At 65.9% G+C, this 23,544-nt stretch carries 20 protein-coding genes and 2 pseudogenes; 7 read left to right on the top strand and 15 right to left on the bottom strand.

What is annotated here, in order from left to right; genetic code table 11:
• Window positions 1-171: 171 nt before the first annotated feature.
• On the top strand, window positions 172-1,188 hold the full coding sequence (locus PSR88_RS01550) for a 3-isopropylmalate dehydrogenase (protein WP_016881111.1): 1,017 nt from the start codon (window positions 172-174) through the stop codon (window positions 1,186-1,188).
• A 4-nt stretch (window positions 1,189-1,192) separates the two neighbouring features.
• Here PSR88_RS01550 and PSR88_RS01555 read toward each other — a convergent pair whose 3' ends face one another.
• Window positions 1,193-1,576, bottom strand: coding sequence for an ArsR/SmtB family transcription factor (locus PSR88_RS01555; protein ID WP_009472887.1), 384 nt, complete (start codon window positions 1,574-1,576; stop codon window positions 1,193-1,195).
• 104 nt (window positions 1,577-1,680) lie between these two features.
• Between PSR88_RS01555 and PSR88_RS01560 the strand changes: the two genes are divergently transcribed.
• Together PSR88_RS01560 and PSR88_RS01565 are read left to right on the top strand one after the other, a co-directional pair.
• Window positions 1,681-2,967: an MFS transporter gene (locus PSR88_RS01560; RefSeq protein ID WP_016881109.1), complete on the top strand. Its 1,287-nt coding sequence runs from the start codon at window positions 1,681-1,683 to the stop codon at window positions 2,965-2,967.
• A gap of 144 nt (window positions 2,968-3,111) precedes the next feature.
• Window positions 3,112-4,125 (top strand): alcohol dehydrogenase catalytic domain-containing protein, encoded by a 1,014-nt coding sequence (locus PSR88_RS01565; protein ID WP_009472889.1) that lies wholly within the window; start codon window positions 3,112-3,114, stop codon window positions 4,123-4,125.
• 30 nt (window positions 4,126-4,155) lie between these two features.
• On the opposite strand, the gene PSR88_RS01570 is transcribed toward PSR88_RS01565, so the two are convergent.
• The 4 genes and pseudogenes from PSR88_RS01570 to PSR88_RS01585 all read right to left on the bottom strand — a co-directional run bounded on the left by PSR88_RS01570 (window position 4,156) and on the right by PSR88_RS01585 (window position 6,724).
• Complete coding sequence (locus PSR88_RS01570) at window positions 4,156-4,587, bottom strand: DUF5313 family protein (protein WP_016881107.1); 432 nt, start codon at window positions 4,585-4,587, stop codon at window positions 4,156-4,158.
• A 50-nt stretch (window positions 4,588-4,637) separates the two neighbouring features.
• Window positions 4,638-5,114, bottom strand: coding sequence for a MarR family winged helix-turn-helix transcriptional regulator (locus PSR88_RS01575; RefSeq protein ID WP_016881106.1), 477 nt, complete (start codon window positions 5,112-5,114; stop codon window positions 4,638-4,640).
• 73 nt (window positions 5,115-5,187) lie between these two features.
• Window positions 5,188-5,888 (bottom strand): annotated as a pseudogene (gene hemQ / locus PSR88_RS01580) (hydrogen peroxide-dependent heme synthase).
• A gap of 8 nt (window positions 5,889-5,896) precedes the next feature.
• Window positions 5,897-6,724, bottom strand: a complete 828-nt coding sequence (locus PSR88_RS01585) for a sulfurtransferase (protein ID WP_009472893.1) — start codon at window positions 6,722-6,724, stop codon at window positions 5,897-5,899.
• A 105-nt stretch (window positions 6,725-6,829) separates the two neighbouring features.
• Here PSR88_RS01585 and PSR88_RS01590 point away from each other — a divergent pair, with 105 nt between their 5' ends.
• On the top strand, window positions 6,830-8,512 hold the full coding sequence (locus PSR88_RS01590; RefSeq protein ID WP_016881105.1) for a nitrite/sulfite reductase: 1,683 nt from the start codon (window positions 6,830-6,832) through the stop codon (window positions 8,510-8,512).
• A 71-nt stretch (window positions 8,513-8,583) separates the two neighbouring features.
• Here the strand turns inward: PSR88_RS01590 and PSR88_RS01595 are convergent, their stop codons facing one another.
• From PSR88_RS01595 to PSR88_RS01605, 3 genes are all read right to left on the bottom strand, one after another.
• Window positions 8,584-8,748: a hypothetical protein gene (locus PSR88_RS01595; RefSeq protein WP_016881104.1), complete on the bottom strand. Its 165-nt coding sequence runs from the start codon at window positions 8,746-8,748 to the stop codon at window positions 8,584-8,586.
• Entirely contained in the window at window positions 8,748-9,074 is a 327-nt protein-coding gene (locus PSR88_RS01600; protein ID WP_009472896.1) for an ANTAR domain-containing protein, read from the bottom strand. Before PSR88_RS01600 ends, PSR88_RS01595 begins: the two co-directional genes overlap by 1 nt.
• A 159-nt stretch (window positions 9,075-9,233) precedes the next feature.
• Complete coding sequence (locus tag PSR88_RS01605; protein ID WP_411755660.1) at window positions 9,234-9,638, bottom strand: class I SAM-dependent methyltransferase; 405 nt, start codon at window positions 9,636-9,638, stop codon at window positions 9,234-9,236.
• A 138-nt stretch (window positions 9,639-9,776) separates the two neighbouring features.
• On the opposite strand from PSR88_RS01605, the gene PSR88_RS01610 reads away from it, so the two are divergent.
• Entirely contained in the window at window positions 9,777-10,247 is a 471-nt protein-coding gene (locus tag PSR88_RS01610) for a hypothetical protein (RefSeq protein WP_237723907.1), read from the top strand.
• A 21-nt stretch (window positions 10,248-10,268) separates the two neighbouring features.
• On the opposite strand, the gene PSR88_RS01615 is transcribed toward PSR88_RS01610, so the two are convergent.
• The 6 genes and pseudogenes from PSR88_RS01615 to PSR88_RS01640 all read right to left on the bottom strand — a co-directional run bounded on the left by PSR88_RS01615 (window position 10,269) and on the right by PSR88_RS01640 (window position 19,534).
• Window positions 10,269-12,806 carry an excinuclease ABC subunit UvrA gene (locus PSR88_RS01615; RefSeq protein WP_016881101.1) on the bottom strand — a complete coding sequence of 846 codons (2,538 nt, stop codon included), beginning with the start codon at window positions 12,804-12,806 and terminating at the stop codon, window positions 10,269-10,271.
• A 128-nt stretch (window positions 12,807-12,934) separates the two neighbouring features.
• A pseudogene (locus PSR88_RS01620) lies at window positions 12,935-13,964 on the bottom strand (transketolase C-terminal domain-containing protein).
• A 56-nt stretch (window positions 13,965-14,020) separates the two neighbouring features.
• Window positions 14,021-15,187 carry an NAD(P)/FAD-dependent oxidoreductase gene (locus tag PSR88_RS01625; RefSeq protein ID WP_011593613.1) on the bottom strand — a complete coding sequence of 389 codons (1,167 nt, stop codon included), beginning with the start codon at window positions 15,185-15,187 and terminating at the stop codon, window positions 14,021-14,023.
• 157 nt (window positions 15,188-15,344) lie between these two features.
• Window positions 15,345-16,493: a Glu/Leu/Phe/Val family dehydrogenase gene (locus tag PSR88_RS01630; RefSeq protein WP_016881098.1), complete on the bottom strand. Its 1,149-nt coding sequence runs from the start codon at window positions 16,491-16,493 to the stop codon at window positions 15,345-15,347.
• 35 nt (window positions 16,494-16,528) lie between these two features.
• Window positions 16,529-18,085, bottom strand: coding sequence for an aldehyde dehydrogenase family protein (locus PSR88_RS01635; RefSeq protein ID WP_011593615.1), 1,557 nt, complete (start codon window positions 18,083-18,085; stop codon window positions 16,529-16,531).
• Complete coding sequence (locus PSR88_RS01640; protein ID WP_011593616.1) at window positions 18,086-19,534, bottom strand: VOC family protein; 1,449 nt, start codon at window positions 19,532-19,534, stop codon at window positions 18,086-18,088. It lies immediately after the preceding gene.
• 170 nt (window positions 19,535-19,704) lie between these two features.
• Between PSR88_RS01640 and PSR88_RS01645 the strand changes: the two genes are divergently transcribed.
• Window positions 19,705-20,634 carry a LysR family transcriptional regulator gene (locus PSR88_RS01645; protein WP_011593617.1) on the top strand — a complete coding sequence of 310 codons (930 nt, stop codon included), beginning with the start codon at window positions 19,705-19,707 and terminating at the stop codon, window positions 20,632-20,634.
• Between the two features lie 21 nt (window positions 20,635-20,655).
• Here PSR88_RS01645 and PSR88_RS01650 read toward each other — a convergent pair whose 3' ends face one another.
• Entirely contained in the window at window positions 20,656-21,786 is a 1,131-nt protein-coding gene (locus PSR88_RS01650; RefSeq protein ID WP_011593618.1) for a PucR family transcriptional regulator, read from the bottom strand.
• 296 nt (window positions 21,787-22,082) lie between these two features.
• Here PSR88_RS01650 and PSR88_RS01655 point away from each other — a divergent pair, with 296 nt between their 5' ends.
• On the top strand, window positions 22,083-23,507 hold the full coding sequence (locus PSR88_RS01655) for an amino acid permease (RefSeq protein WP_016881096.1): 1,425 nt from the start codon (window positions 22,083-22,085) through the stop codon (window positions 23,505-23,507).
• The last annotated feature ends 37 nt before the right edge of the window (window positions 23,508-23,544 follow it).

The following is a 23,544-nucleotide window of genomic DNA, read 5'->3' on the forward strand; positions in this document are numbered from 1 at the left end:
GGGGTTCGAAAACTGACCTGAATCTCACTATGTGGCACCGCTATTCCAGCATTTGGCTATGCGCGATAGCTTCTGTGTACCGCCGCCACTTCCGCCCGCTGCACCCACGCACTCGGGCTCGGCGACTCGTCACGCGCGGAAACAGTCCCGCGTTCGCAGTTCGGAGATCTGATGAAAATTGCAGTCATTCCAGGGGACGGAATCGGCCCCGAAGTCATCGACCAGGCGGTCAGGACCTTGCACGAGGTTGCCCCCACCATCGACACCAGCTACTTCGACCTGGGCGCCCGAAACTTCCGGGAAACAGGTCGTCTGCTCGCCCCGGAAACACTCGACGAGATCCGGCATCACGATGCGATCCTGCTCGGTGCCATCGGCGACCCCACTGTCCCCGCCGGCACGCTGGAACGTGGCATCCTGCTCGAAATGCGCTTCGCGCTAGATCATCACATCAACCTACGCCCGACGAAGACGATGCCCGGCGCGCCGCGAGTGCTTGCCGGAGACGTGAATGTCGACCTGTTGGTAGTCCGGGAGGGAACCGAAGGCCCGTACACCGGCAACGGGGGCGCACTCCGCGTCGGAACGCCGCATGAAGTCGCTACGGAAGTCAGTGTCAACACACGCTTCGGAGTCGATCGACTTCTCCGGGAAGCGTTCGAGCGCGCCACGGTCAGGCGGCAGAGGTTGACGATCGTGCACAAACCGAACGTTCTCGCCTTCGCAGGCTCCTTGTGGACGCGCGCTGCCGACGACCTGTCAGCGCTGTATCCGGACGTCGAGGTCGATCACATGCTCGTCGATGCGGCCATGCTGCACCTCGTCACAAACCCTGCCCGATTCGACGTCATCGCCACCGACAACCTCTTCGGCGACCTCATCACCGACCTCACGTCCGCCCTGGGCGGGGGTGTCGGGCTGGCGGCAAGCGCGAACATCGACGGCTCACGGAGGAATCCCGGCATGTTCGAACCGGTTCACGGGAGCGCCCCGGATATCGCAGGTCGAGGCGTCGCCGATCCCACAGCCGCGATCCTGTCGGTCGCGTTGATGCTGCATCACCTCGGGCGGTCACCTGAGGCGAACGCCATCGACCAGGCCGTTCAGGACCACGTCGCGACCCGCGGACCCGAATCCTGCTCCACCGAGGAAATCGGTGAGCAGATCAGGAGCCGAGTGGGCTCCTGATCACTCACACTGCTTCGCCATCGGCCGGCTGCCAGTTCGCGATGAGTTCCACGAGGCCGGGAAAGCGCTCATCGAGGTCTTCGATGCGGACTCGGCTTCGTCGCTCGAGCCCGTGCTGCCGCTGTCGGATGACACCTGCCTCCCTGAGCGCTTTGAAGTGGTGGGTGAGGCTCGACTTCGGCCGGTCGAATCCGAACCAACCGCAGGTGTGGTCGTACTCCTCAGAGCTGGTCAACAGCCGATTGACGATTGTGAGTCTCAGCGGGTCGGCGAGGACGCCCATGACCCGCTCCAGACGGATCTCCGATGCCGCGGGTTCGGGTAGCGGCGTCGGCAGAGAAGGCTCTTCGCTGTCGCTCATGCGATAGGTCGGCGCAAGGTCGGTCATAGATCCAGCATAGCGGCAGTACGAATTTTGTCGTACCATCTCTGTACGAATAATCTCGTACTAGTACGACCGGTATCGAACCGGGTGCGGAAGAGGAGACAGCGATGGCGAAGAGTTCGGCCGGCCCGAAGGAACTGAGGTGGTCCCTGGCCGCCGCCAGCACGGTGACAGCCGTCTTCGTGCTGTCCAACGCGCCCACACCGCTATACACGCGCTGGCAAGCAGAATGGGAATTCAGTTCCGGAACGTTGACGATCGTGTTCGGGGCCTACATGGTCGGGCTGATCGGGACCCTTCTCGTCGCCGGGAAACTCGCCGATCGATACGGGCGGAAGATCGTGCTCGTCCCAGGCCTGATCGCCGCGGTCACCGCGGCGGGGCTCTTCCTGTCGGCCACGAACGTAGTGTGGTTGCTGGCGGCCAGGCTACTGGCCGGCGCCGCGGTCGGCGCGGCCGTCACCGCGGGCATGTCGGCGACGATCGATCTCGCCCCCGACCACCGGCGCCGGACCGGATCCATGATCGCTTCCGCTGCAATGGTATTCGGTGCCGGACTCGGCCCCCTCCTGTCCGGGGCGCTCTCCCAGCTCATCGACACACCACAGTCCTGGATATTCGGAATCGTGCTCACGATAACGACGCTGACGCTGGTCGTCGCGATACGGTTGCCACTCCCCCACGGATTCGCAGAGGACGGTCCGGTCGGACCTCTCTGGTCATGGCCTTCCGTTCCTCGTCCGAATCGCCGTGAACTCGCTTGGGGAGCAGCAGCATTCGCTCCAGGCATTACCTCGACTTCCTTCTTCCTCTCCCTCGGGCCCACAGTCCTCGCCACCGGCATCGACGCCCCCAGCCCGCTACTCGCGGGCGCGGCGGCATGCGGCATGTTTCTGGTAGCGACCGGAATCCAGTTCGCCCTGGCGCATCTGCGTACCAGAACCCATCTCGCCCTGAGTTCCACTGCCGCGTTCGTCTCGATGGCGACGCTGACGGCGAGCGTCACCCTCTCCCCGACGCCGGCGTTGTTCGTCATCGCGGCACTTCTTGCCGGCGCCGCACAGGGCCTCGGCCAACTTGCGGCATTGACGCTGATCGGCACCCGCATCCCCTCGAACCATCGCGCCGAAGCGAACGCGACATTGAACATCGCCGGCTACATTCCTGCGGCTCTGCTCCCCGTGGGAACGGGCTACCTGATCCAATTCCTCCCCTTCGGCGCGGCCATCGTCACGTTCGCGGCAGCCGTCATGGCATTCTCCCTCGCCGCCCTGATCACCGTACGAATCAGCACGGCCGAACACCTGCGTCCCCGCGCCTCGGACGGGCACGTGATCCGCGGGGAGACGGATGCCACCGCCGAGGAAGCACTGCTGGAAGGGGCACGGCCATGACACTCGGGCGGTCGCATCGCCGGGCGTCTTCCGTCTCCCGGTCGATGGGTCGGACCCCGTCAACCCTTGTCAGGAGCTCCGCTGAGGGGCTTGACTGAAACGTGGGTCTCGATCGCCCAGGATGAACAGACAGGGAGGATGCAGATGCCAACCCATCAGGCAGTTCACGTCCAGGCCCCCGGCGAACCGCTGACACTCGTCGACGTCGAAACAGGGTCGCCCCCGCGCGACCACGTACGCATCGCGGTGTCGGCGTGCGGAGTGTGCGGCACCGACCACGCCTTCGTCAACGGCGCGTTCCCGGACATGTCTTGGCCTCTGACACCTGGACACGAGATCGCCGGAACCATCGCCGAACTCGGTGAGGGCGTCGACAACTACGCCGTCGGCGACCGCGTCGCCGTGGGTTGGTTCGGTGGGCACTGCAACCAGTGCATCCCCTGTCGTCAGGGCTCCTTCATTCATTGCGAGAAGCTGCAGGTGCCGAGCTGGCAGTATCCCGGCGGATACGCCGAGTCGGTGATCGTTCCAGCAAACGCACTGGCCCGGATTCCGAACGAGCTGTCCTTCGCGGAAGCAGCACCCATGAGTTGCGCTGGGGTCACCACGTACGACGCGCTGCGCAAAACCAGGGCCGTACCGGGCGACCGCGTCGCCATCCTCGGGATCGGCGGACTCGGCCACCTCGGTGTGCAGTTCGCCCGGGCGATGGGCTTCGAGACGATCGCCATCGCCCGCGGCGCCGACAAAGGCGACGACGCTCGTCAGCTCGGCGCCCACCACTACATCGATTCCACCGCCGGCGACGTCAGCGAAGCGTTGCAGGCTCTCGGTGGCGTATCCGTGGTTCTGGGGACCGCGGCGAGTTCGAAAGCGATGGGTGATGTGGTCGGTGGGCTGCTTCCGCTCGGTGAACTCACGGTCGTCGGTGTCACGCCCGACCCACTGCCGATCAGCCCCCTACAGCTGATCACTCCCGGCGTCGATGTCACCGGCCACCCGTCCGGCACCGCCCGCGACGTCGAAGAGACGATGCACTTCGCGGTCCTGTCAGGCGTGCGCGCCCGAATCGAGGAACAGCCCCTGGCTCGAGCGGCGGAGGCCTACGCCGCGATGGAGGAAGGACGCGCACGCTACCGGATGGTCCTCACGATGTGACCGTTCTCGGCAACGGTTGATCGACTGCCTTCAGCGGAGTTCGTTGCCGCTGCGCCGTCCGATGCCCCGGGTGCCGGACGGTCCGTGGAGCTTCTCGTACGCGGCCTTCTCGGCGTCATGACGGGACGCCTTCCTCGGGTTCTCCAGGTCGGGCGGCAGTCCGTGCCTCTCGAGACGTCGAGATCGGTTCTGCGCCATGTACGACACCGCATAGAACACGGCGAGCAGCACTCCGAGTAAGACCATGGACGCTCGCAGTCCGAGCGGCCCCGGGAACAGGAAGAACGCGGCGAAGACCGGAACGAACGGGACCATGCTGCGAAGGAGGTGCCGGGGAACCGCCCAGTCACCGACCAGGTCGTTGCGGACCCAGTCCTGCATGGAGTCGGGAAGTTTGCGGCCTACCGCGTAACCCAGCCACTGTAGGGGGCCGGGCCGGGTTCGTTGCGTGTTTCGCGACATGACAATTACCTGTTCATGTTGTGCTGAAGTCGAATTCGACATGATTGTCCTCAGTGATCGAGCGCGCCCGCTCTGAGCGCAGCCTGATTGACGCGGGTGAGAACGTTGTGAAGTTCTTCGAGTTCGGCCAGGCTGACACCGAGCTTTTCGATCACGGCGGGCGGAATCTTCTCGGCCTCCGCACGTAGCGCGGCACCGGCTTCGGTCAGTTCGACATCCAATTGCCTCTCGTCGGCGCGGCTGCGGGTGCGGGTGATCAGTCCGGACGCTTCGAGACGCTTGAGGAGCGGCGAGAGGGTGGGTGAATCGAGTTGCAGTGCGGTCCCGATCTCCTTGACCGCCATCGGGGCCTTCCCCCAGAGAGCAAGCATGACCAGGTACTGCGGATGCGTCAGCCCCATCGGTTCGAGCAAGGGGCGGTAGACGGCGAGCACCGCCCGGTTCGCGATCGCGAGCGCGAAACACACCTGCCGGTCGAGAGCGAGTAGGTCGTCGCCAGCCTTCCCCTGCTGGATGTCTGCGGTCATGCCACCAGGCTACCAGAATAATTCGTGCAATAACTAATATTGCACGAATCATTCTGGAGGTTGCCGCCGATCGTCACGGGAATCGCGCAACGAGGGCATCGAGGCCAGTTCGCGGGCCGGAGAAGAACGGCGTCTCCAGCCGAACGTGCCTGCGCGCGTCGGTAGCGCGAAGGTCTCGCATCATGTCGACTATCCGACTCGGGTCCGGAGCCTCGAAGGCGAGGATCCACTCGTAGTCGCTCAACCCGAAGGAACTCACGGTGTTGGCCCGCACGTCCGGGTAGGCGCGAGCCGCTCGGCCGTGTTCGGCGAGCTGCCGTCGCCGTTCGGCGTCCGGCAGCAGATACCACTCGAGCGATCGGTTGAACGGGTACACGCACACGAACTGACCCGGCTCCTCGTCGGCCACATATGCCGCGATGTGGCTGCGGTTGAATTCGGCAGGCCGGTGGAGCGCGACCGCACTCCATACCGTCGTGCACGCTCGACCGAGTCTGCAGCGCCGGAAACCGGAGTAGGCGGCCTGCAATTCCTCGACGGTGTCGGCATGCGTCCACATCATGAAGTCGGCGTCCCCACGTAGTCCTGCGACGTCGTAGATTCCGCGGATCGCGACACCCGACTCGGCGACTCGGCGACTCGCTCGAGGTAAGTGTGCGCATCGTCCACGACCTCGTCGCGCACATCCGGCAGCGCGCCGGGGACCACCTGGAACACGGTGAACATCATGAACCGCACGCGCTGATTGAGTTCGGTGAAGCGAGACCGGGTCAAGGCGCGGGCTACCTCTCGACCGGAGCGCCGACCAACGAGCCGTACTCCACCCAGGAGCCGTCGTAGTTCCGGACGTCGGGGTAGCCGAGCAATTCGTGGAGAACGAACCAACTGTGCGCCGATCTTTCGCCGATCCGGCAATAGACGATGATGTCCTTCGTCTCGTCGAGGCCGGCGTCGCCGTACAGGGCGCGGAGCTCGTCCTCGCCGAGGAAGGTGCCGTCGTCAGCGGCAGCCTTGGACCACGGCACGTTGACGGCAGTCGGGACGTGCCCCGGAACCTGGGGTTGTTCCTGCGGGAAGTGCGCCGGCGCGAGGATCCTTCCGGAGAATTCGTCGGGAGACCGGACGTCGACGATGTTCTTGCTCCCGATCTGCTCGATCACCTCGTCGCGGTGCGCGCGGATTCCCGACACGGGCTCGGACGCCACGTAGTCGGTGGCCGGCCGGGTGACCTCCTCGCTCGACAGGGGCCGGCCGTCGAGCTCCCACTTCTTGCGTCCGCCGTCGAGCAGCCGGACGTCGCGGTGGCCGTAGAGCTTGAAGTACCAGTACGCGTAGGCGGCGAACCAGTTGTTGTTCCCCCCGTACAGGATCACCGTGTCGCCGTTGGCGATTCCTCTCTCGGACAGGAGTTTCTCGAACGATCGCCGGTCGATGACGTCGCGGCGTACCGGATCTTGAAGATCGCGCTTCCAGTCGATGCGGACGGCACCGTCGATGTGGTTCGTCTCGTACTGCGCGGTGTCCTCGTCCACCTCGACAAGGACGACGTCGGGGTCGTGACCGTGTTCGACGACCCATTCGGCGTCGACCAGAAAATTGCTTCTACTCATGGTTCATCCTTCACTTCGTCGGCAACCGGGTGTGCACATATAATTAATGCACGATCTATTCGCCTGCGCTACAGTTTTCGGCACACAGTTTCGACAGGAGCACCGATGACCACACCGAAGACCCGCTCTGTTCAGGCGAAGGCCCCGCGCACGGAGGGGCAATGGGCTCAGGGCGACCGTGAGCCGCTCAATGTGAACGAGCAGGTCAAACAGGATGACGACGGCCTCAACGTGCGCAAGAGAATCGAGGAGGTGTACTGCCGTACCGGTGTCGCCGGCATCGACCCGACCGATCGGCGAAGCCGCTTCCGCTGGTGGGGGCTCTACACGCAGCGCGCACCTGGCATCGAGGGCGGCCGAACCGCCACGTTGCCGCCGGAAGAGCTCGAGGACGAGCACTTCATGCTCCGGATCCGCATCGACGGAGGGGCACTGACCACCGAACAGCTGCGCGTCGTCGGTGAAGTCTCCCGACTGTTCGCCCGCGACACCGCGGATCTCACCGACCGCCAGAACATTCAGCTGCACTGGATCAGGGTCGAGGACCTACCCGAGATCTGGCGGCGACTCGAAGGGGTAGGCCTCACGACCGCCGAATCCGCAGGCGACACGCCGCGCGTGGTCCTCGGCTCGCCGATGGCCGGCATCGCCGTCGACGAGGTTCTCGACGCCACACCCGCTCTGCACGAGATCACACGCCGATTGATCGCAAACCCCGACTACTCCAACCTGCCGCGTAAATTCAAAACCGCCATCTCCGGTCTCCAAGACGTGGTCCACGAGATCAACGACGTGGCGTTCATCGGTGTCGACCACCCGGACCATGGCCCGGGACTGGATGTCTGGGTCGGTGGCGGCCTGTCGACGAATCCACGGATCGGCGAGCGCCTCGGCGCGTGGGTACCACTGGAAGACGTGCCCGACGTGTGGATCGGAATCGTCTCCCTCTTCCGCGACTACGGGTATCGGCGACTGAGGGCGAAGGCACGCCTGAAGTTCCTCGTCTCGGACTGGGGTGTCGAGAAGTTCCGCGACGTGCTCGAGAAGGAATACCTCGGACGCGCGATGCTCGATGGACCAGCACCCGAACCGCTCGACGAACCACGCGATCACGTCGGCATCCAGCGCCAGAAGAACGGGCTGAACGCCGTCGGGATCGCACCCGTCGTCGGCAGGGTCGGCGGCACCGTGCTGACCGACTTGGCACGAGCAGCGGAAGCATCCGGATCCCGACGCGTCCGCATCACCCCGATGCAGAAACTGGTGATCCTCGACGTCGAGGACGACAGCATCGACTCCCTCCAAGCCGACCTCGAAAAGCTGGGTTTCCCCGCCCGTCCGTCGCCCTGGCGACGGAGCACCATGGCCTGCACCGGCATCGAGTTCTGCAAGTTCGGGATCGTCGAGACCAAGGCGCGTGCCGCCACACTCATCGCAGACGTCGAGAAACGACTTGCCGACATGCAGGATCAGCTCGAGCACCCGATCACAGTGCACCTCAATGGGTGCCCCAACTCGTGCGCCCGCATTCAGGTCGCCGACATCGGTCTCAAGGGCATGATCGTGACCGACGTCGATTCCAACCAGGTCGAGGGATTCCAGGTCCATCTCGGCGGCGGCCTCGGGCTGGACACGAGCTTCGGGCGCAAATTGCGCGGCCACAAGCTCCCAGCCACCGAGGTGCCAGATTACGTCGAGCGGATCGTCCGCCGGTACGTGGCCGGCCGCGAAGGCTCCGAGAAGTTCGCGACCTGGGTCCAACGCGCCACCGAAGCCGATCTCGCATGATCGGCTCGCACTGCCGTGCACCACGCAGTCGAGGCTGAGGACGTCCCGGAGCACCCGACTGTCGCGGTCTGCTACGTGCCGGCGTCGGTGACGGGCTCGCGCTCGGGGACTGCGGCCGCATGGTCGTTGACCACGTGCTTCCACCACGAATCGAGCGGGCTCGGTTCCGGCCACACGATCGCGTCGGCCGGGAGCGGCCCTGTACTTTCCCGCGGGTGGCTCGATTCCTGTCGCATCAGCTCGCCTGTGCGTGTCGGCGGGGCGGAAGCTGGTTGACCAGCTGCTCCCACTCTTCGAATCGGGCAGCTTCGGGCGAGCGACGACGCGGCGAGGGTCCGGCAGCGAGGTCGACCAGGCTCCGGGCAGCGCCGAGGACGGTCAGGTGATGACGCCGCGCGACGTCGAGGAGTTCGTCGAACGCCTGGGCGTCACTGCAGCCGCGACCGGCGATCAGGATTCCCTTCGCCGTGCCGAGTAATTCGCGTCCGTCGGGACGCCTACGAGGGATCAGGCGTGTCGGGCCGGGAGTCGGAGTGAGTGGTTCGATGCTGTCCTCGATCATTCCGCGATGCTCCTTCGCTCTCGTGCATCGGCTTCCGACCCGCCGGTGTGCCGACGATCCCGTCCGGACGCAAAATGTGAGTCACGTCACTGTCGATGCCTCCACAGTTCTAGCCGACGGCGCCGCGCCTGTCATCTAGACAAATGTCCAGCTGTGCCGTCACATGACAAAGCGCTCAGGTAGTGGCCACCAACAAATCTTCTCCACTCGACGGGCGCGGGCCGTCGGATCGATCGGCGAAGTAGCGCTCGGCGAGTGAAGTTCCCGCCACATGCTGCGCGTCGGCGAAGCCGGCCTCGCGGGCCAGGGACAGCATTTCCTGCGGGGGCGAGAATCGAAGCCCGCCGCAGCCAGCTGCTCCGAGCAGGACTCGCTCGCCTCGAAGTCGACCGGCACCAGCCGCAGCCAGTCGGGAACACCGAAGCCCGGCTCGATCAGCCGGTTCCGCTTCCAGGTTTGGGGGCCGGGCTGGTCGACCTCGAACCGCGAGCTGCGGGCCGATCTCGTCGACGAGAACGTGCGGCGGCGCGTCGACCTGTACGTGCATCGCCCGCCACAGGGCAACTCGCACGGCAGTGCTGTCCGGTCCGTCCGTCCGCTCGCCTGTCGTCGCCATGACGTTCCCGCTCCTCACGGTCAGTTCTCCGCCGTCCGATGCCACGCCCCAGCTAACGCCCGCCGCTACCAGCGTATATACCTCGTATGAATCCTTCAGTGACCCGAGCCGCCGGCCTGTTCACAGCCACGGCAGCCGCGTTCCTCGCGTTCGCCACGCCCGCGCAGGCGGACTCCCCCACCCCCGTCTACTTCCGGGTGGGGAACTTCAACTGCTCGATCGCACCCGACGAGACTGTGGGATGCGATCTGCCGCAACCATTGCCGATGGACTTCCCGATCCTCGGCGAGTTCGGACTGCCGTGGCTGGGACCCGTCCGGCACGTCGTCATCGACCTTCCCTGGCTTCCGGCGCACCCCACCTACCCGCCCGGCACCCCGTTCACCCTGCCCGGCGGCAACCCCGACATCTCCGAGGTCGCCACCAGCCAGAGCATGTATCAGAAGACGATCACCCACGGCGGAACCACCTGTCTCGCAGGGTTTATGGGCGACGTCACCTGCACCGCCAAGGGCCACAGCTTCGTCGTCACCGTCTACGGAATCCACGCGCACTGAACCGGTACCGCATACGCAACGTCACACGGCGAGGTGCCGGGCGAGGTAAGCGGCGGTGGCGGAGCCGGCCGTCTCGGCAACGACCGTCGGTGGCCCCGAGGCGATGATCCGGCCGCCGTTGTCTCCGCCGCCGGGCCCGAGATCGATCATCCAGTCCGCCGAGGCAATGACCGGCATGTCGTGTTCGACGAGTACGACGGTATTTTCCGCCGCGACGAGACGTCGCAACACCGTCATGAGGCGGTCGACGTCGGCAGGGTGCAATCCGGTTGTCGGTTCGTCGAGTACGTAGAGCGTGTTCCCGGATCGGATGCGTTGCAGTTCGCTGGCGAGCTTGACGCGTTGCGCCTCCCCACCGGACAGGGTGGTGGCCGATTGGCCGAGTCGCAGATATCCGAGGCCGACTTCGACCAGCATGTCAAGGCTTTTCGCTGCTGCCGGAACGTGGCTCAGGAACGCGCGGGCGTCGTCGACCGTCATCGCGAGAACGTCGGCGATCGTTCGGCCGTCGACGAGGACCTCGAGGGTCTCTGCGTTGTATCGGGCGCCCGCGCACGCCGGGCACGGTGCGGAGGCCTCGGGTAGAAACAGCATGCCGATGGTGATCGAACCGGCGCCCTCGCATTCCTCGCAACGGCCGCCGCTGACATTGAATGAGAATCGGCCCGGGCTGTATCCGCGTTCACGGGCAACGGGGTGTGCGGCGAAGAGTTTCCGAATTACATCGAAGAGACCGGTGTAGGTGGCAAGATTCGAGCGTGGAGTCCGCCCGATGGGGGTCTGGTCCACGCGCACCAGCCGATTGATCTGTCCGAGCCCGTGGGCGGCCACGACCGTCGGCTCGGTGTCGTTCTCGCGCTCCTCGGCCAGTACGACTGTGGAGCCGTCGGCCTCGTCTCCCCCGGTGTCGGTGCCGAGTTCGCTGTCGAGGCCGAGGTGTTGGGCGACGACGTCGGTGAGCACACGGCTCACGAGTGTGGACTTGCCTGATCCGGACACGCCTGTGACCGCGGTGAGCACCCCGAGCGGGATTCGCACGGTCAGATCCCGCAGGTTGTGCATCGTGATGCCGGCGAGCTCGATCCACCTGCTCGGCGGCCCGGGCTCGGGGCAACTCTCGGGTGTCCCGAAAAGGTATCGGCGAGTGACGGATTCGGGGATGTGAGCGAGACCGTCCACCTTACCGCTGTACAGCACCCGCCCGCCGTGCTCCCCGGCTCCGGGACCGACGTCGACGATCCAATCAGCCGCGCGGACGACGTCGAGGTTGTGTTCGATGACGAAGACGGAGTTGCCTGCCGCACGGTGCCGGCGCACGGCGGTGACCAGCGCCTCGGTGTCGGCGGGATGCAGGCCGGCGGACGGTTCGTCGAGGACGTACAGCACTCCGAACAGGCCCGATTGCAGCTGGGTGGCCAGCCGCAGGCGCTGAAGTTCTCCCGGCGAGAGGGTGGTGGTCGAACGGGCAAGGCTCAGGTAGCCCAGCCCGAGTTCGGTCAGACCCGCGAGGCGTCCGCGAAGGTTGTCTACCAGCGCCACGGATGCGCGTTCGGTTGCGTCGCTTGCGTCGGAACCGCGGGATGCGACGACGGCGTCGAGGACCGAGGCCAGATCGGCCAGTGACAGTTCCGTGGCGTCGGCGATGTCGAGCCCGGCGAACCGTACGGCCAGCGCCTCGGGGCGCAGCCGTTTGCCGTTGCACGCACTGCAGGGCCGGGACACCAGATATCGGGCGACCTTCGCCCGCTGGGTTGCGCTCTTCGTCGTCGCGAATGTGTGCAGGACGTAGGTGCGGGCGCTCGAGAACGTCCCCTGGTAGTCGCGCACCATCTTGCCCGGGTCACGCACCGGTGACACCGTGACCGTGGGTTGTTCCTCGGTGGTGAGGATCCACTCGCGCTCGTCTTCCGGAAGCTCGGACCAGGGGCGGTCCACGTCGATACCGAGTGTGTCGAGGATGTCGCGGTAGTTCTTGCCCAGCCAGGCGCCGGGCCAGGCGGCGACGGCACCGCCGCGGATACTTCGGCTCGGGTCCGGCACCAGGGCATCGATGTCGACGTCGTGGGTGCGTCCGAGTCCGTGGCAGGCTGGGCATCCGCCTTCGGGTGTGTTGGGCGAGAACGCGTTCGAGTCCAGGACGGGGGCGCCCGGCGGGTAGGTACCGACTCGGGAGAACAGCATCCGCAGCACGTTCGAGATATGAGTGAGGGTGCCGACCGACGATCGGGCGGAGGTATGACCGCGGGCCTGCTGCAAGGCAACCGCCGGTGGAAGCCCGGTGATGTCCCCCACCCTGGGCGCTCCGATCTGATCCATCAGCCGGCGTGCGTACGGGGTGACGGACTCGAGGAACCGCCGTTGCGCTTCGGCGTAGATGGTGCCGAAGGCCAACGAAGACTTCCCCGATCCCGAGACCCCGGTGAACGCGACGATGCAGTCCCGGGGAATGAACACATCGACGTGGGCGAGGTTGTGTTCTCTGGCGTCGAACACTGCGATTCCGTTGAATTCCTGGGCATGTAACGGTTCAGCGTGCGGTCCGGGATCGAAGGTGGGCACAACTGCTCCAGATGTCGGTTCGTGCTCGGACAGGTTACGTCCCAGTCTTACTCGAGACGGGGAACAATGTGTACTGGCGACGCTCTCTCGGGGAGAGTCCGCCCCAGATTCCGGCCCGACCGATGCCATCAGCCCACCTGCGCCAACTTGATCGCCGCGGCCTCGATGGTCTCCTCGGAGAGCAGGACCTCGAGGGCGGCGTCGCCGAGGGGGATGAAGCTGTCGTCGCTCGTGACGCGTGCCAGCGGCCCGGTGAAGCCGTCGTCGATCAACGCCGTCACCACACCTTCGGACACTCCCCCCGACTTGCGGGTTTCGTCGACGATGAGCACCCGGCCGGTGGCGTTCGCCTCCCGGAGAATGTCGTGCACCGGCAGCGGTGCGAGCCACCGCATGTCCACCACGCGCGCGGCGATGTTCGCCCGTTCGAGACGGCGCGCGACCCGCAGAGTCATCCGGACCCCGTTGCCGAACGTGACGATCGTCAGGTCGGCGCCGTCACCGTACGTGCGGGCGGAGCCGATCGGCACGTGATTCCCGGCCCGCTTCGCCGGATCCGGATACGGTGCCAGCCACTGCTCGTCACCGTCCTCGTACAGATCGCGGGTGTGGTACAGCGCAATCGGTTCCAGATACACACACACCGCCTTCCGATTCCTCCGGACCCACTCGGCGGCCGACACTGCCGTGGCGTACGCCGCCGGCAGGTCGGATCCGTCCGCCTCGAAGTACTCGAGACCTTGACGGTTGCCGAAGTTCGCGGCGATCCACCCCTTCGGCGTCTTGGTGCTGATCCCGATGCCGTTGTCTTCGCAGACGAACAACACCGGAAGCGAAAGGCCCTGGAAAGCCGAAGGCTCCGGAACGGTAGTGCAGCAGAGCAGGATCCGTCGGCCGGAGGGCTCCCGCGACGACGGCGTTCCCTTCGTGCCCGGACGATCCGATCGTGTAGAAGCCCTCGCCCTTCGCGCGAAGCCGTCGGGCAACCAGATCCAGGTGCCGACTGCCCAGTTGAGAATCGAACAGGTCCAGGGTTTGCTGCACGGACAGGCTCGACCCTGCCTCGACGGGCCGGTCGTGATCGATCAACCCTGGACGCGTCGTAGTGGCCATAGCGGCGACGGTGGTGGTGAAGTAATCATCGATCTGTTCGGCCATGAATCCGGCTCCTGAGAGGCAGGTGATCGTCTGCTGGGCGGTGTACTGGGCGGAGGTCAGACGATGTTCGTTTCACCTGCGCCGATACCGAACTGCGCGAAGCGGTCCAGAGCGAAGGAGCTGATGTCGTATCCGGGCTCCTTGCCGTGGTAGAGGTCGCGCACGATCTCGCCGGTCGCCGGTCCCATCAGGAAGCCGTGGCCGGAGTAGCCGGTGGCGATGAGCAGGCCCTCGACCTCGGTGGAGCGATCGATGATCTGGTTGCGGTCGGGGGTGACCTCGTAGAGACCGGCCCACCCGGTGCTGATGCCGTAGTCCAGTACAGCCGGCACCCGGGTCTCGGCGATGGCGCCCAGTCCCATCAGCCAGTCCTCGAGTTCGAACCTGAGGTTGAATCCCTCGCGCTCGTTCGGGTCGGACCAGCCGAGAAGCAGGCCTTTGCCTTCCGGGTGGAAGTAGAAGTTCGACGGGAAGTCGATGGTCAGCGACGGCGAGGATTCGGGCAACTCGGAGAGCGGCTCAGTGAAGGCGATCTGTCGGCGGACGGGAACGACGGGAATGTTCACCCCGAGCATGGTGCCGATGCCGGCCGACCAGGCTCCGGCAGCGCACACCACGGTGTCGGTCTTGATGCGTCCGTGTTCGGTCACGACCGCGGTGATCGTGCCGCCTGTGCTCTCGATGTCGGTGACCGCGCAGTGACGGACGATGCGAGCACCGTGTCGACGGGCAGCGGCGGCGTATCCCATCACGACCGATTCGGGGGTGGCCTTACCGTCCTGGGGCGACCAGGACGCGGCGAGGAGCCCGTCTGTACTGATGAGCGGCGAAATCTTCTGTGCTGCTTCGGGGGTGACCATGCGGCTCGGAACGCCGTGGCGGTTCTGCAGCGCGACGCTCTCGGTGAAGATGTCGACGTTCGCCTGGTCCGAGAGGAGATAGAGGTAGCCGTCCCGGCTGAAGTCGATCTCCTGGTGGTACTCCTGCGCGAACCGCGAATACACGTCGAGGCCGCGCAAACCGATCGCAATGTTGGCCTCGTTGCTGAAGGAGGCGCGAACACCGCCGGCGGCCTTGCAGGTCGAGCCGCAAGCCAACTCGTCCTTTTCCAGGAGGACGACATCGGAGACCCCGGATTCGGCGAGGTGGAACGCAATGCTGGCGCCGATGACGCCGCCGCCGATCACGACGACGGACGCCTGTTCGGGAAGTTCCTTGCTCATGTCGTCCTCTTCTTTCCTTCGAGAGTAGTGATGTGATGCCCGACCGGTTTCCGGGACACCTGACGAACGACCGGGTCGATGGCTTGCCTGGAAGAATGGCGCGCGCCCGCTGACCGGAGTGGGGTCACACAGTTGCGCGTGGGGGGTTCCGAACCCTTTAGAACGCGGCGTTCTGCGGGGAACGCCCGCGGAGCACCATGGCTTCGCGCACGCGCTCCTGGGCGGTGGTGCGGGCCACCTCGTGGGTGGTTCGACCCTGAGCCTTCGACGCATCGAGGGTGTCGATGGTGCTGGCGCGCAGCTTGTTCGAGATGTTGTCGAACACGGCTGCCGGTTCGGGGCGGATTCCGGAGTAGCGGGCATCCATCGCCACGGCTGCGGCGACCACACCGCCGGCGTTGGCGATGAAATCCGGAACCACGGTCACGCCGCGGTCGAACAGCACCGACTGTGCTTCGGGGCTGCTCGGCAGGTTTGCGCCTTCGACGACGATCTTGGCCGGCAACGTGCGGGCGAGATCGGCGTCGATGACGTCCTGCAACGCCGCCGGGATCAGGATGTCCGCGGTCACCGAGAGTTCTTCCCCGGCAGCGAGAGGCTTGGCGTCGGAGTACTGGTCGACGAGTCCGTCACCGTACTGATCGCGCAGATCGAGCAAGGTGGCGACGTCGAGCCCGTCCGGGTTGTGGATGCCGCCCTGCGAGGTGGACACAGCGACGATGGTGGCCCCGAGTTCCGCGAGGCGCTTCGCGCTCGCAGCTCCGACCGCTCCGAAGCCCTGGATGGACACGCTCAGCGAACCGGTGGACAGGCCGAGGGCCTGCGCGGCGGCGTCGGCCGACTCCGCGACACCGTGGCCGGTGACCCCGAGCTGGTCGTACGGCAACCCGCCGAGCGCGTGGGGGGTGCCCACCGCGCCGCCGCGTCCGCCGACCTCGTCGAGCATGATCGCGGCGTCCTTCTCGGTCAATCCGACGTCGAGCCCGAAGACGTACTCCTCGGGGACCTCGTTGCGGAGTGCCCGGACGAAGGCACGCAGGACCGCCTCCTTGGAGGAGGCAGTCGGGTCGGCCCAGATGCCGGCCTTGGCCCCGCCGTAGAACAGGTCGACCCCCGCCCACTTCCAGGTCATGTTGCGGGCCAGCCTGGCGACCTCGCCGACACTCACCGTGGTGGACATGCGGGTGCCGCCCTTGCCCATTCCGCGGGCGGTGTTGTCGATGACGAGAACGCCGCGCATGCCGGTGCGTGCATCGGAGACACACACGACCTTCTCCGGACCCCATTCGTCGATCAATTCGAACATCGTCGTTGCTCCTCGTGCGATTCGATAGGGGGATGTCAGCCGAAGTTGACGCCCTGAGCCAGGGGCAGCTCGCGGGAGTAGTTGATGGTGTTGGTCGCGCGGCGCATGTAGGCGCGCCAGGCGTCCGAGCCGGATTCGCGGCCGCCGCCGGTGGTCTTCTCGCCGCCGAACGCGCCGCCGATCTCGGCGCCGGACGTGCCGATGTTGACGTTGACGATGCCGCAGTCCGAACCGTCGGCGGCGATGAACCGCTCCGCCTCACGCTGGTCGGTGGTGAAGATCGACGACGACAGACCCTGCGGGACGTCGTTGTGCAGGGCGATCGCTTCCTCGAACGTGTCGTACGTCAGAACGTAGAGGATCGGGGCGAAGGTTTCGTCCTTGACGATCTCGCTCTGGGCTGGCATCCGCACGATCGCCGGCTCGACGTAGTACGAGCTTTCGCTGCTCGGGCGGCGCTTGCCGCCGACGAGGATCTCGCCGCCCTGCGCGACAGCCTTGTCGAGGGCTGCGGTCATGTTGGCGTGGGACTTGCCGTCGATCAGCGGGCCCACGAGGGTGCCGTCGGCGAACGGGTCGCCGATCGGGAGGCGGCCGTAGACCTGGGAGATCCGGTCGATCAGCTCGTCGGCGATGTCCTGGTGGACGATGATGCGGCGCATCGAGGTGCAGCGCTGGCCGGCGGTGCCGGCGGCGGCGAAGACGATTCCGCGGGTGGCGATGTCGAGGTCCGCCGACGGGGTGACGATTGCAGCATTGTTTCCGCCGAGCTCGAGGATGGCGCGGCCGAACCGGGCGGCGACGCGGGGAGCGATCTGCTCGCCCATCCGCTCGGAACCGGTCGCGCTGATCAACGGCACCTTCGGGCTGTCGATCAGGGCCTGGGTGTCGGCGGCACTCGCCGAGACGAGGACATTCAGGTTGGCCGGGGCGCCGGATTCTTTTGCGGCACGGTCGAACAGCGCCGAGCAGGCGGCGGCGGTGAGGGTGGTCAGCTGCGCGGGCTTCCAGATCACCGAGTCACCGCAGACGATGGCAAGAGCCAGGTTCCAGGACCACACCGCGGCCGGGAAGTTGAACGCCGAGACGACACCGACGACACCGAGCGGGTGCCAGGTCTCCATCAGTCGGTGTCCGGGACGCTCCGAGGGCATGGTGCGGCCGTCGAGCTGCCGGGACAGACCGACCGCGAAGTCGCAGATGTCGATCATTTCCTGGACCTCGCCGAGGGCCTCCGAGCGGATCTTGCCGACCTCGATGCTGATCAGGTTGGCGACGTCTTCCTTGTGCTCGGTGAGCAGTTCGCCGAGGCGTTTGATCAGGAATCCGCGGACCGGGCCGGGAACGGTGCGCCACTGCAGGAAGGCCTCGTGGGCGGCATCGATCGCGGCCTCGACGTCGGTGGCGTCGGCGGCGGGATAGTCGAAGAGGCTCTCCCCCGTGACGGGGGAGCGGGTGGTGATGGTGTTCTCGACCCCTGCGGTATCGAGTACGGCCGGGTCGACCCCACACCGCTGCAGGCTGGTGCGTGCGAGAGTGCGCAGTTCGTCGGTGGTGGGAAGGGCGATGGTCTCGGCGACAGCGGTGCTCATTTACTTGACTCCTTGGGTAGCGATGGGTGCCGGTTCTTCGATGGGTCCGCGGATTCCCAATTGGTTGGCAACGTGATCGAGGGAAGCGCGGCGGATCCCGTCGTAGAGCGTGTACGGGTTGTGCAGTGTGCGGCCCAGAACTCCTTCCATCCAGGCGGCGTCGATATCGGTCGTCGACTGTGTGGTGTCCTTGTGTCCGTCCGAGGTCAGATTGGACTGGAAGATCCCGGCCGCGGATTTCGGAAGGAAGTCCTCGTAGACGATCGGCTCCGGGCGGACCCAGCCCTGATCGATCAGATCCTGTAGCGATCGTTCGGGCATCGTGCCGTTGCGTTGCTTGTCGTTGTCGACCCGGTAGGTGAAGTACGCCAGATCGTGGAGCGCGAGCCCCTGTTCGGTGGCGGGCACCTGCTGGTTCCACAGCTCCGCAGCGATCTCGTTGCGTGCCTCGGCCGGCACCGGCGCGGTCGCGGCCGCCTCCCTGACCGCCTGCTCGATCTCGACGGTCAACCGGTCGTAGACCTCGCGGCCGCGGACGGTGGCGGCGATGCCGCGGGCTTCGACCTCACCGAAACGCACTCGCAGTGAACCCTTCTCGACGGTGCCGTCGGCCTCGCGGAACACCCGCGGTTCGGCGAGAGCCCGGAACGAGGTCTGCCGCAGCAGCAGATCCGGACCGGCCCATCGCGGCGGACCCTGGATCGTGTCGATCATGTCGATCCGGCGACGCTCCATGCGGGCGTAGAGACCGTCGATGTCGAGCACGCGGGGGGTCAGGTGGTTGATGTGTGTGCTGGCGACGCCACCGATATCGGCGGCCACCGAGGAAACCTGCTCGAGTTCGCGGTACCAGGCGCGGTCGACGGCCTCGGTGGATAGCTTGAATGCCGCAGTGGCCAACGTCAGGAACATCTCGGCGTCACCGGAATTCAGTCCCCGGTACTCGGTGGCCCGGTCGGCGAGTACCAGCAGTTCGGCGGTGAACAGCCGGCGCTTGGCGAGGAAGCTCTCGAGGCGTTGCTGCAGATCGGCGCTGAAGAAGCGGCGATCCGAGGGCACCAGCATGGAGGTGAACACCCGGAAGGGGTTGCGCGCCAGTTCGTCCGGGTCCGTCGGACGGAATGCCGTGGAGACGACCGGCACCGAACTGGCAGCGGCCTCGCGCAGGTCGTAGAACCCGACCGGGTACATGCCCATGGCCGCGAACACGCGGGCGACCTGGGCCATCTCCTGGGGGGTGCCCACTCGGATGGCACCGTGACGTTCGGCGGTGACCCGGGCGATGGAACCCAGACGTTCTGCGCCCGCACCGAGATTCGACAACACGGTGTCGTTGACGGCCTGCGATACCTCGAGCAACGTGGTGTATGCGGGAACTTCCTTCCCGTACATGTGCGAGAGACGGCGAGCGAACTCGGCGCGCAGTTCCCACTGCTGGGTGATCGGCATGGCGTGCAACTCCAGGGTCGATGAGGATCGGGTGAGATCGAGATCGTGGTCGCCGGCCGGCTCCGAAGAGCCCCGACGTGTCCGACGTTTCGTTCCGCACGTTCATCGTGGTCCGCGGAAATCAATAGCACCAGCGAAGAAAGTTAGCCACAACCGTTTAGAATCTCTATATGAATATGAGCTTGGCGCACCTCGTCGCACTTCGAGAGCTGGCCCGGCGCGGAACGATGGTCGCGGTCGCCGAGGAACTCGGATACACCGCGGGGGCCGTATCGCAGCAGATCGCAGCCTTGGAGAAAGCCGTCGGCTCCCGGCTCGTCACCAGGGTGGGGCGCAATGTCGTGCTCACCGATTCCGGCACCGTCCTCGCCGAGCATGCGGTGAAGATCTTGAGCGCGGAACAGACTGCCCTCGACGCGCTGCGTGCGGTGCACGACGATGTCGCTGCGCCTCTTCTTCTCGGCACCTTCGGCAGTACCGCCGCGGCCTTGTTGCCACCGGTGGTGGCCGCAGCGCAGCGCAAGTACCCGCATCTCGCCCTGAGCAGCCGTGAACTCGACGTCGACGAGGCCGCCACCGCGGTCCAACGCGGCCAGGTCGACGTCGCCTTCGGGTTGGACTACCCCAATTCACCGATGCCCCGCACACCGGATATCGAGATGATCACCCTGCGCAGCGAGCGATTCGGGCTCGCCGTCTCCTCCGGCGCCTACGGCATCCGCACCGAGGGGACCATCGATCTGCGCGAGGCCGCGGAGTGGAACTGGATTCTGCCTCCCGCGGAGACCCAGTTCGGTCGCGCTGTCCGCATCGCCTGCCGTCAGGAGGGTTTCGAGCCGATTGTGCGGCACGAAATCGTCGATACCGCGGTGTCTCTGGCGCTGGCCGGAAAGGGACTGGGGGCCGCTCCGGTCACCGACATGATGATCAGGCTCAACAGTTCGGTGCCGATCATCCGCGTCGACCTCGAGCAGGAGATCGGTCGGCGAATCGTCCTCATCCGTCTCGCCGGCTCGGAGACCAGGCCTACGGTGCGGGCCATCACCGACATCGTTCGCGCCGCGGTCGACCCGGCGTCGACGGCGGGCGAGAAGATCTGATCGCCCGATCGGACACAGCGGTCAGGTCTGCTCGCCGTTGCCGCCCTCTTCGGTTCCGAGGTGCTCGAAGATGAAGCGCCCGAGCGTGAGGCCGACATGCAACTCGAGGCGCTGCGCACCCACCGAGAGATCGAGGCCGGTGATTTCCTCGATCTTCGCGAGGCGGTAGTACAGCGTCTGACGGTGAATGCCGAGGACACCGGCCGTTGCGCCGGTGTCACCGGCCTGGTCCAGGTAAGTCTGTGCGGTGACGAGCAGGTCGACGTTGCGGTGGTCGAGCAGGGCCCGCACGGACGGGGTGAGGACTGCATCGGCGACGACGCTGGTGGGCCCGCACGAGGACAGCCGGTAGATGCCGAGTTCTTCCCAGTACGCGATCGGTCCCATCGATTCGTCGTGCCGGGCGACCCGGACGCCGAGTTTGGCTTGCTGCCAGCTTCGGCGGGCAGACCGCAACCCCTGGTGCGAACCCCCCACCCCGACCAGAGCTCCGGCACCCGCACCGCTTTCGGCAACGGACCGAACGGGGTCGACGGCGCCGCCGCCGGCGGGGAGCATCACCGCGGTCAACGATCCGATCGGTGCCAGCAGAGCGCGTGCGCCGGGGGCGGGCAGGAAACCGTCGACGGCCAGCACGGTCAACGCGCCGCCATCTGGCAAGAGCCCGGACTCTTCGATGCGAGTAATCGCACGGGCAAAAGCCTTTCGGTCGCCTTCGAGGAGGTCTACGACGGCGACCGCCATATCGTCACGACCCCGGGCCGTGTGTGCGAGTTGCGCGCCGGCCTGGCCGGCCAGGGACATTGCGGCGGCGAGATCGCCGTCGGACACGGCGCTGTTCTCATCCGGCAGGACGAACAGATATCCGTACGCCGCGCCTGCGTAGCGAGCCGGAAGACAGATCCGCGACGACGCTTCGATATCCGGATTCTCTGGCGTGATCACCGGGCGCGTGGTATCGGCAATCCCGAAGCTTTCGTACCACGCGCGCGCCTCCGGCGGGCAACTGCGGGTAAGGATCGACTGCACCCGATCTTTGTCGACGTCAGGCGACTGGGTGCTGTAGGCGATCAGCGAAAAGGCCCGGTCGACCAGGACGACCGATGCCGACAGGCGTTCGGCCACCTCGGTGACCACTTCATCGAGATTCACTTCACCATCTCCGTGAACAGCGTATTTCGTGAGCGATAACTATGGCGATCATTCGGAATCGGCCATACATGTGTCTGACTGACGGGGCGGAAAGTTCTGGCACATGTCCCTAGCATGCTACGTGGTGGGCCGTTACGTTGATCACACACGAACGGAAGTTCGCCATCTCGCCGGGACCAGGACCGCATTTCCGTCCCCGGCCCGTCACGGTATCGCGGCGTCCGATCACGCCTGCGACCACCGGGGCACAGCTCGCGCTTTCGATCTCGTGTCCGACTCGACCTTTGGAGCGTTTGATGTCCACTCTCGAACAACCGCCCGAGACGTTGCAGAAGTCTCTGAAACAACGACACCTCACCATGATCGCGATCGGGGGTGTCATCGGTGCCGGCCTCTTCGTGGGCTCGAGCGCCCTGCTGCACACCTCCGGCCCCGCCGCATTCGTGTCCTACGCCATCACCGGTGTCGTCATCGTCCTCGTGATGCGCATGCTCGGCGAAATGGCCACCACCAACCCGTCGACCGGATCGTTCGCCGGCTATGCCCGCAAGGCCTTCGGGGGGTGGGCCGGCTTCACCACCGGCTGGCTGTACTGGTTCTTCTGGGTCGTCGCGGTCGGCGCCGAAGCCGTCATCGGCGGCAAACTGCTGCAGCGCTGGATCGACCTGCCCTCCTGGGTGATGGCGGTCGTCCTGCTGTTGGCCATGGTCGCCACGAACCTCCGCTCGGTCCGCAACTTCGGCGAGTTCGAGTACTGGTTCGCAGGCATCAAGGTCGCCGCGATCCTGCTGTTCCTCGGCCTCGGTGCCGCCTACGTCTTCGGCCTGTGGCCCAGCCATTCCGCCGACTTCTCCAACCTCACCGATCACGGCGGCTTCACCCCCAACGGCTGGACCGTCATCCTTTCCGGCGTCGTCGTCGCCGTCTTCTCCATGGTCGGCCCCGAAATCGCCACCATCGCCGCCGCCGAATCCGCCGAGCCGGAGAAGGCCGTCGCCAAGGCCACCAACTCCGTGATCGCCCGCATCGGGTTCTTCTACATCGGCTCCGTGCTGCTGCTCGCCATCATCGTCCCCTGGACCGACGTCAAGGTCGGCCAGTCGCCGTTCGTCGACGCCCTCACCCACATGGGCATCCCTGGCGGACCCGACATCATGAACGCTGTGGTGCTCGTCGCCGTACTCTCCTGCCTGAACTCCGGCCTCTACACCTCCTCGCGGATGCTCTTCACCCTCGCGCACAAAGGTGATGCGCCACAGAGCATCGCAAGGCTGGACAAGCACGGCGTCCCCCGCAACTCGCTGCTTCTTGCAACCCTCGTCGGCTTCGCCTGCATCGGCCTCGACTACCTCTCCCCCGACACCGTCTTCGCCTTCCTGCTCAACGCCTCCGGCGCCACCATCCTGATGGTCTACCTCATGATCGCGATGTCGCAGATCAAACTGCGCGGCCTGATGACCCGTGAAGAAGTCGCGCAACTCCGCCTGAAGATGTGGCTGTTCCCCTACCTGTCGATCCTCGCCGCCGGCGGCATCCTCGCCGTGCTGGTGTCGATGTTCTACGTCGAATCGTCCCGCTCGCAGATCTCCCTGAGCGTCGGAGCACTCATCGCGACGTTGATCGCCTACCGGCTTCGCCGGCGCATCAACCCGCAGAACCCGCTCGCGAACAACATCTCCGCTCCCGCTCCCGGGCCGATCACCAAGCCCGCCTCGAAGTAACACCCCGGGTGGCGGCGGGTGAGACCAGACACGGTCT

This window comes from Rhodococcus sp. DK176, assembly GCF_038447315.2.
In the GTDB taxonomy this organism is placed as follows: Bacteria; Actinomycetota; Actinomycetes; order Mycobacteriales; family Mycobacteriaceae; genus Rhodococcus_F; species Rhodococcus_F jostii_A.

Coding starts and splice junctions, on each gene's coding strand:
- PSR88_RS01600 (WP_009472896.1), bottom strand. CDS start 9,074: ATGATCGAGGACAGCATCGAACCACTCACTCCGACTCCCGGCCCGACA.
- PSR88_RS01625 (WP_011593613.1), bottom strand. CDS start 15,187: ATGAGCAAGGAACTTCCCGAACAGGCGTCCGTCGTCGTGATCGGCGGC.
- PSR88_RS01585 (WP_009472893.1), bottom strand. CDS start 6,724: ATGAGTAGAAGCAATTTTCTGGTCGACGCCGAATGGGTCGTCGAACAC.
- PSR88_RS01570 (WP_016881107.1), bottom strand. CDS start 4,587: ATGTCGCGAAACACGCAACGAACCCGGCCCGGCCCCCTACAGTGGCTG.
- PSR88_RS01560 (WP_016881109.1), top strand. CDS start 1,681: ATGGCGAAGAGTTCGGCCGGCCCGAAGGAACTGAGGTGGTCCCTGGCC.
- PSR88_RS01550 (WP_016881111.1), top strand. CDS start 172: ATGAAAATTGCAGTCATTCCAGGGGACGGAATCGGCCCCGAAGTCATC.
- PSR88_RS01595 (WP_016881104.1), bottom strand. CDS start 8,748: ATGCGACAGGAATCGAGCCACCCGCGGGAAAGTACAGGGCCGCTCCCG.
- PSR88_RS01630 (WP_016881098.1), bottom strand. CDS start 16,493: ATGTTCGAATTGATCGACGAATGGGGTCCGGAGAAGGTCGTGTGTGTC.
- PSR88_RS01645 (WP_011593617.1), top strand. CDS start 19,705: ATGAATATGAGCTTGGCGCACCTCGTCGCACTTCGAGAGCTGGCCCGG.
- PSR88_RS01635 (WP_011593615.1), bottom strand. CDS start 18,085: ATGAGCACCGCTGTCGCCGAGACCATCGCCCTTCCCACCACCGACGAA.
- PSR88_RS01655 (WP_016881096.1), top strand. CDS start 22,083: ATGTCCACTCTCGAACAACCGCCCGAGACGTTGCAGAAGTCTCTGAAA.
- PSR88_RS01555 (WP_009472887.1), bottom strand. CDS start 1,576: ATGACCGACCTTGCGCCGACCTATCGCATGAGCGACAGCGAAGAGCCT.
- PSR88_RS01590 (WP_016881105.1), top strand. CDS start 6,830: ATGACCACACCGAAGACCCGCTCTGTTCAGGCGAAGGCCCCGCGCACG.
- PSR88_RS01610 (WP_237723907.1), top strand. CDS start 9,777: ATGAATCCTTCAGTGACCCGAGCCGCCGGCCTGTTCACAGCCACGGCA.
- PSR88_RS01565 (WP_009472889.1), top strand. CDS start 3,112: ATGCCAACCCATCAGGCAGTTCACGTCCAGGCCCCCGGCGAACCGCTG.
- PSR88_RS01640 (WP_011593616.1), bottom strand. CDS start 19,534: ATGCCGATCACCCAGCAGTGGGAACTGCGCGCCGAGTTCGCTCGCCGT.
- PSR88_RS01575 (WP_016881106.1), bottom strand. CDS start 5,114: ATGACCGCAGACATCCAGCAGGGGAAGGCTGGCGACGACCTACTCGCT.